10 protein-coding genes are annotated in these 15,342 nt (G+C 74.1%); 7 read left to right on the top strand and 3 right to left on the bottom strand.

From position 1 onward, the window contains the following. Positions 1-3: 3 nt before the first annotated feature. Both KZQ38_RS08090 and KZQ38_RS08085 read right to left on the bottom strand, forming a co-directional pair. A complete protein-coding gene (locus KZQ38_RS08090) occupies positions 4-3,660 on the bottom strand; it encodes a hypothetical protein (RefSeq protein ID WP_219440013.1) in 3,657 nt (1,218 codons plus the stop codon). A gap of 89 nt (positions 3,661-3,749) precedes the next feature. Further along, a complete protein-coding gene (locus KZQ38_RS08085) occupies positions 3,750-5,639 on the bottom strand; it encodes a hypothetical protein (protein WP_219440012.1) in 1,890 nt (629 codons plus the stop codon). 182 nt (positions 5,640-5,821) lie between these two features. Here KZQ38_RS08085 and KZQ38_RS08080 point away from each other — a divergent pair, with 182 nt between their 5' ends. From KZQ38_RS08080 to KZQ38_RS08050, 7 genes are all read left to right on the top strand, one after another. After that, positions 5,822-6,559 (top strand): lytic polysaccharide monooxygenase, encoded by a 738-nt coding sequence (locus KZQ38_RS08080; RefSeq protein ID WP_219440011.1) that lies wholly within the window; start codon positions 5,822-5,824, stop codon positions 6,557-6,559. 442 nt (positions 6,560-7,001) lie between these two features. After that, positions 7,002-7,370 (top strand): hypothetical protein, encoded by a 369-nt coding sequence (locus KZQ38_RS08075; protein ID WP_219440010.1) that lies wholly within the window; start codon positions 7,002-7,004, stop codon positions 7,368-7,370. Positions 7,371-7,443: 73 nt separating this feature from the next. Beyond that, the gene (locus tag KZQ38_RS08070) at positions 7,444-8,178 is read left to right on the top strand and encodes an ATP-binding cassette domain-containing protein (protein ID WP_219440009.1); all 735 of its coding nucleotides are present in this window, start codon (positions 7,444-7,446) and stop codon (positions 8,176-8,178) included. Next, positions 8,175-9,458, top strand: coding sequence for a hypothetical protein (locus KZQ38_RS08065; protein ID WP_219440008.1), 1,284 nt, complete (start codon positions 8,175-8,177; stop codon positions 9,456-9,458). Before KZQ38_RS08070 ends, KZQ38_RS08065 begins: the two co-directional genes overlap by 4 nt. After that, on the top strand, positions 9,458-10,066 hold the full coding sequence (locus KZQ38_RS08060) for a hypothetical protein (protein WP_219440007.1): 609 nt from the start codon (positions 9,458-9,460) through the stop codon (positions 10,064-10,066). Before KZQ38_RS08065 ends, KZQ38_RS08060 begins: the two co-directional genes overlap by 1 nt. 70 nt (positions 10,067-10,136) lie before the next feature. Then, entirely contained in the window at positions 10,137-11,456 is a 1,320-nt protein-coding gene (locus KZQ38_RS08055) for an MFS transporter (RefSeq protein ID WP_219440006.1), read from the top strand. A gap of 34 nt (positions 11,457-11,490) precedes the next feature. After that, the gene (locus tag KZQ38_RS08050; protein ID WP_219440005.1) at positions 11,491-11,922 is read left to right on the top strand and encodes a PPOX class F420-dependent oxidoreductase; all 432 of its coding nucleotides are present in this window, start codon (positions 11,491-11,493) and stop codon (positions 11,920-11,922) included. Between the two features lie 18 nt (positions 11,923-11,940). Here KZQ38_RS08050 and KZQ38_RS36945 read toward each other — a convergent pair whose 3' ends face one another. Further along, complete coding sequence (locus KZQ38_RS36945) at positions 11,941-15,177, bottom strand: DUF4132 domain-containing protein (RefSeq protein ID WP_219440004.1); 3,237 nt, start codon at positions 15,175-15,177, stop codon at positions 11,941-11,943. Positions 15,178-15,342: the final 165 nt, after the last annotated feature.

The following is a 15,342-nucleotide window of genomic DNA, read 5'->3' as shown; positions in this document are numbered from 1 at the left end:
CTCCTACAGCCGCTCGGCCGCCCGGACCAGGAATTCAACCAGGTCGCGCTTGGTCGTGTCGGCCCCGAGGTGTGCGACCACCTCGGCCAGCGACATGCCCTCCCTGGCCTCGAACCGCCGCCGCACCAACGCGATCTCCGCGTCGGTCACCTCGGCGGGTGGCAGCCGCACGACGGAGCCGAGGTCGGCCAACGTCCGGTCGCGGCGCGCGACCGGGTTGTCCGAGCCGCCGCGCGTCATCGGCGCGTCGTCGTAGAACCGGCGGTCCGCGCCCTCTTCGAGCAGCAGCAGGTTGGTGATGTGCGCGTTGGGGTTGCGCTCGGCTTCGGCGACCAGCGCGGCCAGCAGCATGGTCCCGGCGTTCGGTTCCACCGTGCCACCGTACGCGGCGAGGCGGGCCAGCTCGGCGAAGCGGCGCCCGCTGTGCTGGTGCGTGGTGTACGCGAACTCCTCCAGCAGGCCGCGTGCCGGGTCGCCGTCGAGCGCGGCGCGGGACGGGACCACCGGCCGGCTCGACACGAACACCCGCCCGTCGAGCGCGCCGCGGTTCGGGCCGACCCGCTGGTCGGGGACGATGTAGTTGTGCTGGTGGTCCACGAAGTAGGTGGCACCGGCGAACCGGAACGTGTTGCCGCGGAAGCGGTGCACGTCCTCACCCGCGCCGATGGTGGCCCCGCCCGCCCGGCGGTAGGCGCTGCTGGCGTTGTGCATCAGGCGTTCGAAGCGCTGCTTCAGCCCGTCGTCGTCCTTGGGCTCGGTGCCCGCGGTGGCGGCGCGGCTGCCCAGCACGCGGTTGCGGGCGATGCCCAGCGCGTCGTGGACCACGCGGTTCAGCTCGATCTCGCCCAACCCGAGCGCCGCGTAGGAGCCGAGGTCCTGGAGCCGGAACCGGGTGCCGATCGCGACGAGGTCGGCGGCCATGTCACGCAGCAGGAGGTCCAACTCGCGCTGCTTGTTGTCGGCGCTGCGCCCGCTCGCCTCGATCGCGCGCATCTTCGGCTCGTGCTCGGCGGTGAACGCGGCGAGCGCGGCGGCGACCTCCGGCCGGTGCGCCTCGTCGGACGACCGGCGGGCGGCCTCGGCCTTGGCGAGCAGCGCGCCGGGCGTGCTGGCCATGACCACGCGCAGCCGCCCGCCCCGCAGGTCGGCGGTGAGCGTGTGCGGCCTGCCCGCCATCGCGAACGACCGCGTGCCGCTCGCCGCGCCCGGTCCGCCGGCGCCCGCTCGGCCGCCTCTTGCCTTGGCCCACAGCCGCTTCGCCGGCCCGACGACCCGGTCGACCACCCGGTCCACGACCTTGAGCACCGGCTCGGACAGCGACCGCACGAAACCGCGGACCTTCTCCGCGATGCCGCCGATGCCGAGGATCGCCGCCAGCGCGCCGATCAACACCGGCACGGACCGCGCGAGGGCGTTCTCGATCAACGCGGGCACCCCGCCCGTGCCGCCCGCGGCGATCGCGGTCACCGCGTCCAGCACGGCGTGGGCGAACTCCGCGAGCTGCGCTCCGCGCTCCACGACGAACGTGACCAGGTCGATGATCATCTTCACGGCTTTGACGAACGCGGACGCCGGGTTGAGGAGCGAGAAGAGCCACGTGACACCCGCGACCAGGACCGTCGGCACGAGGTATTCGGTGATCTTGCCGAACAGTCGTTCCCTGAGGTCGCCGACCTGCTCCCCGACCTCCTCCCACAGTCCGGAAACACCTTCCTCGCGGACCTTCCGCACCAGCGGCACGGATTCCTCGGCGGCCGTCACCGCCTGGTCGGGCACGCCCCTGGCGACGACCCGGCCCCGGATCGCGGCCCACGTCAGGCCCAGCACGGACGCCACCAGGTCGAGGACGCCGCGCAGGTCGAACCGGGCGGGCAACCGGAGGCCGGTGGAGGCGAGCGCGCCCAGCAGCCAGCCGAGCAGGCCCTTCCGCAGGTGGGTGGCGATGTTGCCGAGGAACGACCGCAAACCCGCGCCGACCGCGCCCACCAGCCTGCCGAGGAAGCCGATCGGGTCCCGGATGATCGCCGCCGCGGCGGTCGCCGCCCTGCCCAGCACCCCGAGCAGCAGCTCCTTGAGCCGCAGGACGGTGTCGACCACCGCGCCCACGGCCGCCACCGCTTTCGCCACCAGGCCCCGGTTCTCCGCCTGCGCGGCGGCGATCTCGTCGTCCGCGGACTTGAGCGCGTCCCGGTAGCGGGTGGCGAGGGTCTGCACGAGTTCGGCGCCCTTGGCGTCCACCGACTCGGCCAGCCCGTCGAACCGCTGCGCGAACCCGGCCGCCGCCTCGCGGCCGATCGACCGCAGTTCCGGCGCGAGCGACCGCACCGCCTCGGCCATCCGCGCGCGACCGGTGGCGATGCGCTGCTTGGCGTGGTTCAGCTCCACGCCGATCAGCTCGGCCACGTCGGAGATCACGCGCCGCATACCGGAGACGTAACCCTCGCGGGCCGTGTCGAAGATCCGGCCGGCTTCCGCGGGCAGACCGGCGAACTTGTCCTTGAGCCACCGACCCGCGCCGAGCAAGCCCGAGTAGCGCTTGTCCTTGTAGGCCGCCATGCGTCGCTTGTGGTCGGCGGTGAACGCGTCCCGCACGGCCTTCTCACCGGTGGTGAACTCGGCGTCCACTTTGGCGTCGAGTCCGGTCAGCACGTCCTCGACGTCTTTTTTGGTGGCGTCGAAGACGTTCTGGAGGGTGGCGGTGACCCGGGCGCGCCCGGCCTCGTGCCGGCCCCGCGCGTCCCGCTTGCCCGTCGTGACGTCCGCGCCCGCCCGCGTGCGCTCGGCGGCGAACGCGGCCATGGCCGCCGCACCGGTCTCCGCGGCCGCGGTTCTGGTGTCCCGCAGCGTCCGGCGCTCGGCCGCGCGGACCTCACCGGGCGCGGTGGCCGCGTGCCGTTCGCTCGTTCTCTTGTCCGCCAACGCGTCGGTGAACTCCGGTTCACCCGAGTTCGCCAGCAGGTCGTCGGTGACGTGCGCGTCGGCCATCCTCCGGTCGACCGCACCCGTCGGCAGGGCCACGGCGCCGGGCGGTGCCGGGTCGGGCGTCGCCATCGCCGGGTCGGGTGGTGCGGGTGCGGGCGGCGGCGCGTCCGGGCGCAGCGGCGTGACCGGTTTGCCCGCCACCGGCTCCGGTGGCGCGGCGGTGGTGCGCTCCACGGGACCGGCGGCGGCCTTGCCGTGCACCGCGACCTGCCCGCGCACGGTGTCGCGCACGGCGTCGGCTCGACCCGAGTCGCCGAACCTGTCGGCCTCGTCGAGGTTCTTCGGCGCGCGTGCCGCGATCGCCTCCCGCACCGCCCGGACGAACGCGGCCTGGTCGAACGCACCCGGCCGGGCGGCGTGCATCCGCTCCGCTTGCGCCGCCTTGCCCAGGGCTTCGCGGTCGTCCGGGGGAGGTTTGGCGGCGGCGTGCGCGGCACCCGCCTCCGCGGCGGCCGTCGGGTGGTGCGTGACGGCCTTCCGCTTCGCGGCGACGTCGGCCTCCAGCGCGCCCAACCGCGTGCCCCCGCGGACGTCCCCGGCGAGCCGCTGCGCGGTGGCCCGGTTGCCCGCGGCCTGTTGCAGGCGGTGCAACGCCGACGGGGTGAGCGCGCGGCGGGGCGCGGTGGTGCGGCGGTCCGATCCCTCGGCGGCGACCCGCTCGTCGCCTCGCGCTCTCACCGGTCCAGTGTCGTGCGCCGGCCCGCCGGCCAAACTGCCCACGCGGGCGTCCACGGGTGCGACATCCGCTGCCCGACCCGACGGTCGGGTCAGCCACCCCCGACCCGCGCCGCGACCCGGAACGCGTGCCGCAGCGCGCCGCGGCTCGCGGGGTGGGCCGCGCTCAGCGCCACGACGGCCCGGTGCCGGGCCGGCCACCGGAACGTCGGCGTGAGCAGCAGGGTGAGGTGCACCAGCCGGGCCGCCGAGGAATCCCGCAACCGCGCTTCGTCGGCCAGTTCCACCAAGCGCTCCACGGCGGCGTCGCGGCTCTCCGGGGCGGTCAGCGCGTGGTGCGCGAGAGCCCTCATCCGCGCGGGGTGCGCTTCGGTGAGTTCGACGGCGAGCGCGTACGGGTAGTAACCGGTGATCCACATCGCCAGTGGCAGGGCGACGTGCGCCAGGCGGCGGTTGGCGAGCCACGACTCGACGCGGTCCAGCACGTCCGCGCGGTGCTCCTCGGTGCGCAGCAGTTCCAGGACGGCGGCCACCACGGCGTTGCGCGGCGTCGCCTTGGCCGACCGGGCGATCAGCTCCAGCCGCCGCAGGGCTTCCGCGAGCGGCCGGGACTCGGACGGGGCGAGGCTGAACCACACCGCCGTCGCCTGTTCGTAGGCGGTGCCGGTGGTCCACGACTCGACCGTGCGCGACACCAGGTCGCGGTACCGCCCGTCCAGCCGGGCGACCACCTTGGCCGCGAGTTCCTGGTGCGCCACCGCGCCCCGGCGGGCCAGGTCGTGCACCAGCCGCAGCGGTTCGTGGGCCGGGATGCCGGTGACGATCGCGACCACCGCGCGTTGCACCGCGTCGGCGAACCGGGTCGTCATGTCGCGGTCGCTCATCCACCGCCACAGCACGTCGTGGGCGAGCGGGTAGTCACGCCACAGCTTGCGCAGCACCGCGTCCGCCCAGCCCTGGCGGGTGAAGTGGACGGTCTCCTCCGCCAGGCCCGGGTAGTCCGGGTGGTCGCGCACGGTCGTCGTGGCGGCGACCGCGGTCAGCACGTCCCTCTTGGACAAGGAGAACGCGCGCGGCGGCTCGTCGTCGGGACTGGTCGCGCGCAGGGCCTCGGCGAGCGTGAGCGCCCGCGCCACGACCTCGTCGTACGGCTGGTTCTCCAGCAGCGCCACGGCGAACGACAACGCGAACTCCAGGTCGGTGCGCTCCGCCAGGTGGCGTTCGACGGCCTGCTCGACGTGCTCGCGCAGCGCCTGGAGCGCCGTGTCGCGGTCCAGGCCCCGGTGCACGCGCACCGCCAGGTCGGCCGCCCGCACCGCCTTCTCGGGCGATGCGCCGTCCTCCAGTGCCAGGTCCTCGACGAGCACCCGCAGCGGCTCGGTGTGGTCGTCCGGGCAACGCCGCCGCAACTCCTCCCGCGCCACGTCGAACGCGGGCGGCGCGGTCAGCGGCACGACGTGGGCCGCCGCCGAGGACGGTGCCCGCACGGGCTCGTCCAGCACGATCACCAGTCGGCTCCCGGTCGCGCGCACCAGCCGCTCGACCCGCTCGAACTCGGCCCGGTCGAACGGGTCGCGGGCCGAATCACGCACGTCCCACACGTACCCGGTGTCGGCGGCCAGGCCGTGGAACGCGCCCAGCGGCAGTTCCGGGTTGGCCTCCGCCACCGCCGCCACCCCGGCCTCGACCAGCAGGCGGCGCGCGGTGTACGACCGGCCCGCGCCGTGACCGGTCAGCACCACGACGCCCCGTTCGAGCAGCACGCGCCGCGCGGTCCCGTACCCGCCGGGCGGGGTGAAGTGGTGGCGCACGTCGTCCAGTTCCGCGCTGGTGGCGCGCAGCACGACCAGGCGCGGCACGCGGTCACCGCCGAGCCGCACGTCACCGTTGACGATACCCACCTGTATTCCGGTGAACGGGCCGTCCACTGAATTCCCGGGTATGAACCGGATTTCCTCGGGCACTTCGTCTTCATCGCTCATCGGAACCGATCATGGCGGTACCGACCAGGCGGTTCTTCCTGGTATTGCGGACTTGCGGCAACTTCTTCCGACCGCCGAGCCAGGTGCTTCCTTGACCGCCGACCCGGGTCGCGAATACGGTTCGGCCCGCCGCCGCGCATTTCGGACCCCTGCTGGGGTTTGACTTCCGGAGGAGCCGGACAATGAGCCTGAAACGCAAGTTCGCGGCATTGCTCGCCGGAGTGGGCGTCGCGCCGTTCCTCGTCGTGGTGTCGGCGGCGCCGGCGAGCGCCCACGGCTACATCACCTCGCCGCCCAGCCGCCAGGCCATGTGCTTCGAGGGCCGCGTGTCCGACTGCGGCGACATCATCTACGAGCCGGGCAGCGTGGAGGGGCCCAAGGGCCAGCAGAACTGCCACGGCGGCGACGGCCGGTGGGCGCCCCTCAACGACGACCGCAAGGCGTGGCCCGCCACCCGGGTCGGCGACTCGGTCGCGTTCAGCTGGGCGATCCTCGCCAACCACTCGACCAGCACGTGGCAATACTTCATCGGCGGCACCAAGGTCGCCGAGTTCGACGACCACGGCCGCCAGCCCGGCACGACGGTCCGGCACAACGTCGGCCTCGGCGGGCGCACCGGTCGGATCAAGCTGCTGGCGGTGTGGAACATCGCGGACACGGCGATGGCGTTCTACAACTGCGTCGACCTCCAGGTCGGCTCCGGCCCGGCGCCGACCACCACGACGACCGAACCGACCACCGAACCGACCACGACCGAACCGACCACGCCGCCGGTGACCGGCCCGTGGGCGGTGGGCGTCTCGTATGCGGCCGGCGTCAGGGTGACCTACGGCGGCGCGACGTACCGCTGCCTCCAGCCGCACACGTCCCTGGCCGGCTGGGAACCGCCGAACACGGCATCCCTCTGGCAGCGGCTCTAGCGGTCGCGAAGGCGGTGTCCGTTGAGGACACGACGCGTGGTCCGCCCCGGTCGACGCGTCGTCGGGCGGCAGGCGGGCGGCGAATCGCGATATTCGGCCCGCGGGAATGCGCTATCACTCCTTTGGGTGATCAAGCGGAGTGGTTGGGGCACGCGCAATGCGCCATCGGGGGAGGGTGATTCGTCTCGGCGCGAGCCTCCGAAAAGGACAATTGACAGATCGCACCACGACTGGTTCAGTGGCCGATGTACTGGGGTGGGGATGGAAGTCCGCGTCGTGCGGTGGCCGCGGCAGTGGCGGTGACAACCGGGAGATGGGTGCAGAACCCGACCTCGGCGTGCGCGCGGAATCCCGTGGTGCCCCATATGGGTGACATATTCCGAGGGGGCATGGAATAGTGGCATCAGCTACGTGGTCTAGGTCCTTCCTGTCCAGAAAGGCGATGAGCTGGATGGCGGTCCTGGGCTTGACCGTGGGCGGCGTCGCGCTCACGGTCACGCCCGCCTGGTCCGCCGCCGAGCCCTTGGCCTGCGAGGTGTCGGCGAACGCGCCGTACGAGGACTTCTCGTTCGTCCACGGCGTGGTCAACCGCAGCGGTTGCGGTGACAACGTCGACCTCCAGTCCTGGCTGTTCGCGGACATCTCGTTCTGGCCGGACCCGCAGATCGGATACGGTTCGGCCCGGCTGGTGAACGGCTCGGTGAACGGAGCGGGCCCCTGCGACCGCGAGGGTCACGCGAACTACTACAACCAGGCCCGCACCGACACGGGCCAGACCTCCCCGGAGAGCCAGCGCCGCCTGCTGTGCTGACGGACGCGCGTCCCGGTGGCGTCGGGGGTGCACACCCGGCGCCACCGGGCGCTCGCGTGAAGGGGGAGCCGGAATGGAGGACCACGCGCACGTGATCGTCGCTTTCGAGGACGTTTCCTACTCGTACCGCCGCAAACCGGTGTTGACGGGCCTGAACTGGGCGGTGCCCGCGGGCATCACCGGGCTGGTCGGCCCGAACGGCGCGGGCAAGTCCACCGTGCTCGCCCTGCTGGTCGGGTTGCGCGAGCCGCGGTCGGGCCGGATCACGGTCGCCGACACCAGGGGCGGCGCGGGCGGCCGGCGCGTCGGGTACCTGCCGCAGCGGTTCTCGCTGGTGCCGTCGATGCGCGTGCGCGACACCGTCGCCTACGCGGCGTGGCTCAACGGCCTGGACCGCACCGCGGCCGGCGCGGCGGCGGACCGGGCGCTGGCGCTGGTCGACCTGGTGGACCGCGCGGACGCGCCGGTGCGCACGCTGTCCGGCGGCCTGCGGCAGCGGGCGGGCATCGCCGCCGCCGTCGCGCACGAACCCGAGATCGTCGTGCTGGACGAGCCCACGGTGGGCCTCGACCCCGGTCAGCGGGTGCGGTTGCGGCGCGTCGTCGAGCGCATCGGCGAGACCCGCACCGTCGTGCTCGCCACGCACCTGGTGGAGGACGTGGCGAACCTCTGCTCCACGGTGTCCGTGCTGGACGAAGGCGAACTGCGGTTCCACGGACCGCTCACCGAACTCGTGGCGGGCGCCGAGGTCACCGCGGCCGCCCTGGAAGAAGCCTACGAACGCCTGCTCGGTCGGGAGGACAGGTGATCCGCCGCATCGCGTGGCCGCTCGCACCGGTCACCGCCCTGCTGCCGGCGGGCCTCGTGCTCGCCGTGACCGCGGGCATGTCGGTGGAGCACTTCGGCCGGCGACCCGAGTGGCCCGCCACCTCGGCGCTGGCGCACGAGCACCTGGCGCTGGTCGGCCCGCTGGTCGCCGCGATCGCGTTCCACCGCTGGGCGACGCTGGCCCGCCCGCTGGGCCTGTTCGCCGCCGCGCGCCTGGGCGGCACCGGGAAACCCGAGCACTGGGCCAACTTCACGCGGGTCTGGGCGGTGTGCGCGGTGGCGTACACGGTCGGGCTGCTGCCGATCTTCGCGCGCACGGCCGCCGACGCGACCTACGGCGGTCCCGCCGCGGGCTCGATCCTGCTGGGCTACCTCGGGTTGGCCTTCGCGGTGGCGATCGGCCAGTTCCTCGCGGCCGTCGCGCCGCTGCCGGTGCTCACCGTCCTGGTCGCCGTGCTGGTGTTCCTGCTCTTCCAACTGCCGCAGGTGGTGCTCGACGCGTTCGGCGCGGTGCTGCCAGTCCAGTGGCACCCGTTGGCGGCCAACGAGCACGAGACGGCGACGGCGTTGTTGTTCCGCGCGTTCGCCCTGATCGCGATCGGCGGCGCGATGGTGCTGGCCTCGCGGCTCGGGCGGTCGCCGGACCGGCCGGCGCGCACGGCGCTGCCCGCGCTCGGCGCGGTCGCCGTGCTGGCCGTGTTCCTGGTCGTGGCGGCGGTGAACCCGGCCACCCGCGTGACGGCGGCGGCCGACCCGCCGCGGCGCTGCCAGCCGGTCGAGGGCGTGGAGGTGTGCGTGCACCCCGCGCACGACGCGGACCTGCCGGACCTGACCGCCACCGTGGCCGCGCTGGTCCGGGCGTACGGGCGCACACCCGCCGCGGTCGCCGGCGTGCACGACGCGGCGTCGTTGCCGCCGGGTGAGGTGCCGGCCGGTCGGGTGGTGGTCCGGTTGCTGCTCGACCAGACCACGCGGGACACGGCGGGGGAGGACGTGTCGACGGCGATGGCGGGTTTCGCCGGTTGCCTGCGCGGCATCCGGGTCACCGGCGACCGGGCCACGTACGAGGCGGGCATCGCGCGAGCCGGCGAGCTGGCGCGGTGGTTGCGGCACCAGGCGGGCATCACGCTGCCCTCCGAGGCGCCGTACCAGCCACCGACGACCGGGTTCTTCGCCAAGCCGCCGGACGAGATCCGGGCCTGGCTCGCGGCCAACGACGACAACGTGGCCCAGTGCCGGTACGGGGCGGAGTTCGCGTAGTGCGGTACCTGGCTGCGCACGGCGCGCGTGCGGTCGTCCTGCTGTGCTTGGGATCGGCGGTGTTCGCGGCGCTGGGCGCGCGCATCGCGATCCCGGTCGACCTGGCGACCTTCCAACCACCACGCGACATCCCGCTGATCGAGCTGCTGGCGACCGCGTGCGGCGGGGTGGCGGCGGGGCTGACCGCGCCGCGCATGGTGGAGTGGGAGAAGCTGGGCACCCGGCGGGTCGCCTGGTGGGCCGCGCTGGTCGTGCCCGCGGTGGCCGCGCTGGCGCTGCTGGTCGTGGCCGCCGGGGTCGCCGTGGTGGCCGCCGACGCGCCGTGGCACTACATGCCGGCCAACGTCGTGGTGCTGACCTCGGCAGGCGTCCTGGCCCGGGTGCTCCTGGGCCCGGTCACCGCGCCCGTGCTGACCGTCGTGGTGTTCCTGGCGTGCTGCGTCGTGCAGAACACCGTGCCCGACGTCGGCGCGTGGCTGCCGCTGTCCCGCCCCAACGGCGCACCGCTGCCGATCGCGGTACCACTGGTGGCGTTGGCGGTGGCCACGGCCACCGCGGCACGCACCCGCGGGATGACGACGTGGGCGCACGCCCTGGGCCGCGATTGACGCGCCCGCGGGTTGACCGCCCGTCGCGGCGGGCTCTACGTTCCGTTGTCGGACCTTCGACGGAGGGGCGATGTCCAGCGAAGCACCGCGGCGCAAGGGGTTCGCCCGGGTACTGGGCGCGGGCGTGGCCGGCACGACGATCGAGTTCTACGACTTCTTCCTGTACGGCACGGCCGCGGCGCTGGTGTTCGACAAGGTGTTCTTCCCCGTCGGCGACCCGCTCACCGGTGTGCTGTTGGCGCTGGTGACCTACGCGGTGGGTTTCGTCGCACGCCCGTTGGGCGGCGTGTTGTTCGGCCACCTGGGCGACCGGGTGGGTCGGCGGCGGACGTTGTCGCTCAGCCTGGTGCTGATGGGTGGCGCGACGGTCGCCATCGGACTCGTCCCGTCCTACGCCTCGATCGGCGTCGCCGCCCCGGTGCTGCTGACGTCGCTGCGCCTCGTGCAGGGGCTCGCGCTGGGCGGCGAGTGGGGTGGTGCGGTGCTGCTGGTCGCCGAGCACGGTTCGGCGGCCCGGCGCGGGTTCTGGAGCAGCTGGCCGCAGACCGGCGGCCCGCTGGGCAACATGATCGCCACCGGGGTGCTGGCCCTGCTGGGGTTGCGCGTCACCGACGAGCAGTTCCTGGCGTGGGGCTGGCGCATCCCGTTCCTGCTGTCCGTGGTGCTGGTGGTCATCGGCGTGTGGTTGCGTCGGTCGGTGGAGGAGTCCCCGGTCTTCCTCGCGGCGCGCGAGTCCGCCACCGACGAGGGGCGCGCGCCGATCGCGACGGTGCTGCGCCACCACCGCCGGTCGGTGCTCATCGCCGCGCTGGCCAACGTCGGGGAGAAGGCGACCTACTACACGTTCAGCATCTTCCTGCTGTCCTACCTGAGCCGGATCGTGCACATGCCCCGGGAGGAGGTGCTGGCGTCCGCCACGATCGCGTCGGTCTTCCAGGTGGTGGCGATCCCGGTGGGCGGGTTGCTGTCGGACCGGTTCGGGCGGCGGCCGTGCAGCCTCGTGCTGGCGGTGGTGATCGCGGTGTGGTCGCTGGTCGGGCTGCCGCTGGTGGACGGCGGTCGGTTCCCGGTGGTCACCACCGTGGTCGTGGTCGGGTTGGCGCTGCACGGCCTGCTGACCGGCTCGCAGGCCGCGTTCTTCGCGGAGCTGTTCCCGAGCCGCGTGCGGTACACCGGGGCGTCCCTCGGCTACCAGGCGGCGACCGTCGTCGGCGGTTCGCTCGCCCCGATCGCCGGTGTGGCGTTGCTGCAACGCTTCCCGTCGACGCTGCCGGTCGCGTTGCTGCTGTGCGCCACGCTCGCGTGCACGGTGGTCGCGTTCCTGTGGGCGGGCGAGACGCGGTCCCGCGATCTCCACGACATCCGGCGCGACGCGCCGACGACGCCTTGACCCGCGCACCGGGGGGAGGGGCCATGATGGCGGCATGACCGCTGCGCAGTTCGACCCGCGTGCACTCCTCGCCGAGAGCAAGCTCGGCGTCCTCGCCACCCTCAAGTCCGACGGCCGCCCCCAGCTCTCCCCGGTCACGCCGCACTACGACCGCGAAGCCGAGGTCGTGCTGGTCTCCGCCCGCGTGGGCACGGCCAAGGTCGCGAACCTGCGCCGGGACGCGCGCGCCGCGCTGGAGGTGACCAGCGCGGACGGCCGTTCGTGGGCCACCGCCGAAGGCGTCGTGACGGTCACCGGGCCGGGCGCGGACCCGCACGGCCCGGAGGTGGAGGCCCTGGTGGACTACTACCGCCGGGCCGCGGGCGAGCACCCCGACTGGGACGAGTACCGGTCCGTGATGGTGGCCGACCGGCGGGTGCTGCTGGTGCTGGCCGTGGAGCGCGTGTACGGGGCGAAGCTCGACTGAGCGTCCACTTCGGACGGCTCATGCGGTCACCGCGGTCAGCTCGGCGATCAGCTCGGACGCGGTGACCGGGTCGAGTTCGCCGAACACCCGCTCGCCACGCGGGTGCCACGTGCCGTCCCGCCGGGCGTCCACCCAGATCGCGGACAACCGCTGCTCCGGCAGCACGTCCACCGCGCCGACGGCGATGCCGGGGTCGAGGCTCGCCACCACCGAACCGCCGCCGGGCAGTGGCCGGGTGATCCAGCGCTCGACACCCCCGTCCTGCGGTGCGCCCCGCACCCAGCCGCGTTGGGTGAGGCCGAGGACGCGGCCGGTGGGCACGGGGATGTTCTCGAACCTGGTGAGGCGTTGGGCGGTGCGTTCGGTGGCGGTGAGGTGGTGGACGGGGCGGCCGAGTTGGGGGAACGGTTGGAGGATTTCGTAGTCGGCGAACAGTTCGGCCCAGGCGGGGAGGTCGTGGCCGAGGTGGAGGGGGTGGGCGATGCCGACGTGTGCGTTGTCGGGGAGCGTGTAGGTGTTGTCGTGGACGTCGGCGAGCGTGCGGTCCTCGGCGGGGCGGAAGGAGTGTCCGTCGGTGGTGGTCCACACCAGGCGGCGGACGATGTGCCAGAGCAGGGGGTGTCCGGTGAACAGCTCGCGGAACTCGGTCGCCGACCAGCGGCGTCCGCGCACCATCGCCGCTTCCAGGCGGGCGATCTGGTCCGCCGCCACGGACCGCACGTCCTTCTTCAGCCCCGCGAACCGCCTGTGCTCGGCGGGTGCCAGTTCCGGGTCGTCCTTCGCGCCGGGTTTCGGCAGGTCCTTGCGGCGTTTGCCGGTCTCGTCCACGACGTGGGGCTTGAGCTGTTCGTCGAACCCGACCAGGAACCGGCGCGTCCCGTAGTCGATGGTGAGCGTCGCCGCGTCGTCCAGGCCGAAGCGCGGCACCAGTCGGTCGGCCAGCTCCTCGGGGCCCAGGCCGCGTGCCGCGGCCAACTCGGCGATCTTCTGCCGCGCCCGTTCCCGCAACCCCTTGAACTTGGCCTTCAACGCGATGCCGTTGAGCTGCGCCAGGGCCGTGTCGGTGCCGATGGCGGCCAGCACGTCCAGCCCGGTGACGGCCCGCGCGTGCCCGCCCTCGCCCGGCCACACCCGGATCAACGCGGCGAGCGAGCGGGCCGCGTCGTCGTCGCCGAACAGGCCGAGCGCGGTCAGCCCCCAGCCCTCCTTCGCGGGCATCCCGACCTCGCGCCACCGCTCGAACAACGCCCACGCGAACTCCGCCAGCGATCTCGGGTCGCACAGCTCCCGCACCACCGGCACGCCCGCGTACACGTGGTCCGGGGCGGACATCGCGGCCATCGTCAGGACGTGCCCGACCGCCACCCGCGGCAACGCCCGCCGCCGCCCGGCGAGCAGGACCTGCGGAAGCAGCGCGGGATCGGCCCACCTGCCCGGCGTCGGCACCTTCGCGGGCAACGCGTCCAGCAGGTCGGCGGACACCACCGCGACCACCTCGGGGCCGTGCTCACGCGCCGCCGCCACCGCCTCGTCGGGGATGACGCGCAGGGCGGCCTCGGCGGCGCGGCGGGCCGGGCCGGGCGTGCCGACGGCGGTGGGCACCAGGTACCGCGCGGCGGCTTTCGCGTGTCCGCGCAGCCACCCGATCGCGGTGGCGCACACCGACTTCAGCCGGACCAGCCAGTCCGCCACCCGGTGCGCGACCCGGTCGTCCGTGAACGGTCCGAGCAGCCCGCTCACCGCCACCGGGCTGCTCTTGGCCAGGTGCAGCAGCACGGGTAGCGCGTCCAGCTCGTAGCGGGCGGCGACCAGGCGGCCCCAGCTCTCGACGTCCCACGCGTACCGGGGTTTCCAGTGCGCGAGCAGCGGCCGGGCCAGTTCTTCCGGGCCGCGGGCGAACAGGCTGATCACCTCCACCTCGGGCGCGGTGCCGTCGTGGAAGCCGCGGACGACCTCGGGCCAGTCCAGCCCGTCGGGGGTGAAGACCTCGGTGGCGAGCCAGTCCGCGCGTTGGCCGGGTGCCCACGACACGCCCGCCCCGGTCGGCGGTCGGAGCCCGTGCACCACCTGCCGGGTGCGGCGCGGGGCGAGCCAGGGCGGTTCGACCAGCAACGCCGGCAGCTCCGCCGGGTCCGCCTCGGGCACGCGGGCGTGCGCCGCCCGGACCCGCTCGACGACCGCCCGTGCCGCTTCGGGCAGTGCCGCGACGAGGTCCGGGTGGGTTTCGGCGTGCCCGAGCAGCAGCCGCTCGGCGGTGTCGGTCGTCCGGGCCTCGGTGAGCAGGCGCAGCGCGCGGCGGGGGAAGCGACCGGCTGCCCGGGACAGGTGCGCGGCCACCTCGGCGTTGTCGGCGCGGTCCAGCAGCAGCGTGAACGCCTCGTCGGTCGGGAGCACGGCGATCGTTTCCAGCAGGGCTTTGCGTGCCGCGCGGTCGGTCGGCCCGGTGGCGTCGAGCAGCCGCGCGAGGGTCGGCGCGACAGCGGCGCCGATGCCGTCCACGACGGTCCGCAGCGCGGTCGGGGTGCGCACGTCGTCCTGCGCGGACGGGTGCTCCGCGATCCGCGCGAACTGCTCGGCCGTGCCCAGGGCGGCGATCAGCGGCGTCCAGCCCACCCACGGCTGCCCGTGCCACCGGGACTCGTCCAGGGCCTCCGCCACCCAGTCGGCGCGGGAGGGGAGCAGGTAAGCGGCGATGATCCGGCCACCGGGGGTGTCGCGGAAGGCGGACAGCGCCTCGCCGACCTCGTCGGGCGCACCGGCCGCCGCGATGAGCGCGCGCGTGCGTTCGAGCGCGGGTGGTTCGGTGTTCCGGGCGAAGAGCAGGTCGGGCGGGGTGAACTCCAGGTGGGGGCGGGTGTCGGCCCAGTGCAGGCGCACGCGGCCGAGCGCGGCGGTGGCGCGGGCGGCGAAGGGCAGCCCGTGCTCGGCCGTCCAGGCGTCGGCGACCGGTGCGTCGACGTGGGACCTGCGCAGGTGCGCCAACACCACGGCCGCACCCGCCGCGCCGAACGGTTCCGGCGCACCGGCCAGGTACTCGGCGACCACCTCGGCGAGGCCGGGCTCGGTGTCGTGCAGGATGGCGCGTGCTTCGTCGTCGTCGGCGAGCGCGTTCCGCACGTGGCCGGCGGACCGCGGTGCCGGCCGGGCGTTCGAGGCGGTGCGCCCACCGGCCCGCACGTGCACGGTCTGCCGCCAGCGGGGTGGCAGGACGAGCTTGTCCTCTTCGGACTGTGCTGTGGTTTCCCGCGCGCCCACGTTCCGCCCCTTTCTTCGGTGGGGCCGAGCGTACGGAGGGGGTACGACAGTGGACGGGCTTCGGTCGCGGTGGGAACGCGCCGCCACCCCGCTCCCTCTTCCCACCGTGCTGCCCCGCCCCCGCCCCGCGCCTGCCCCGCGCCCGCCTCGCCTCGCGCCTGCTCC

This window comes from Saccharothrix obliqua (assembly GCF_019375475.1).
Taxonomy (GTDB): Bacteria; Actinomycetota; Actinomycetes; order Mycobacteriales; family Pseudonocardiaceae; genus Actinosynnema; species Actinosynnema obliqua.
The sequence above is the reverse complement of the archived record's forward strand: the minus strand, read 5'-3'. Positions and strand labels throughout refer to the sequence as shown.

Excerpts from the sequence above, each read along its gene's own strand:
- KZQ38_RS08085 (WP_219440012.1), bottom strand. The coding sequence starts at position 5,639 with ATGAGCGATGAAGACGAAGTGCCCGAGGAAATCCGGTTCATACCCGGG.
- KZQ38_RS08080 (WP_219440011.1), top strand. The coding sequence starts at position 5,822 with ATGAGCCTGAAACGCAAGTTCGCGGCATTGCTCGCCGGAGTGGGCGTC.
- KZQ38_RS08075 (WP_219440010.1), top strand. The coding sequence starts at position 7,002 with ATGAGCTGGATGGCGGTCCTGGGCTTGACCGTGGGCGGCGTCGCGCTC.
- KZQ38_RS08070 (WP_219440009.1), top strand. The coding sequence starts at position 7,444 with ATGGAGGACCACGCGCACGTGATCGTCGCTTTCGAGGACGTTTCCTAC.
- KZQ38_RS08055 (WP_219440006.1), top strand. The coding sequence starts at position 10,137 with ATGTCCAGCGAAGCACCGCGGCGCAAGGGGTTCGCCCGGGTACTGGGC.
- KZQ38_RS08050 (WP_219440005.1), top strand. The coding sequence starts at position 11,491 with ATGACCGCTGCGCAGTTCGACCCGCGTGCACTCCTCGCCGAGAGCAAG.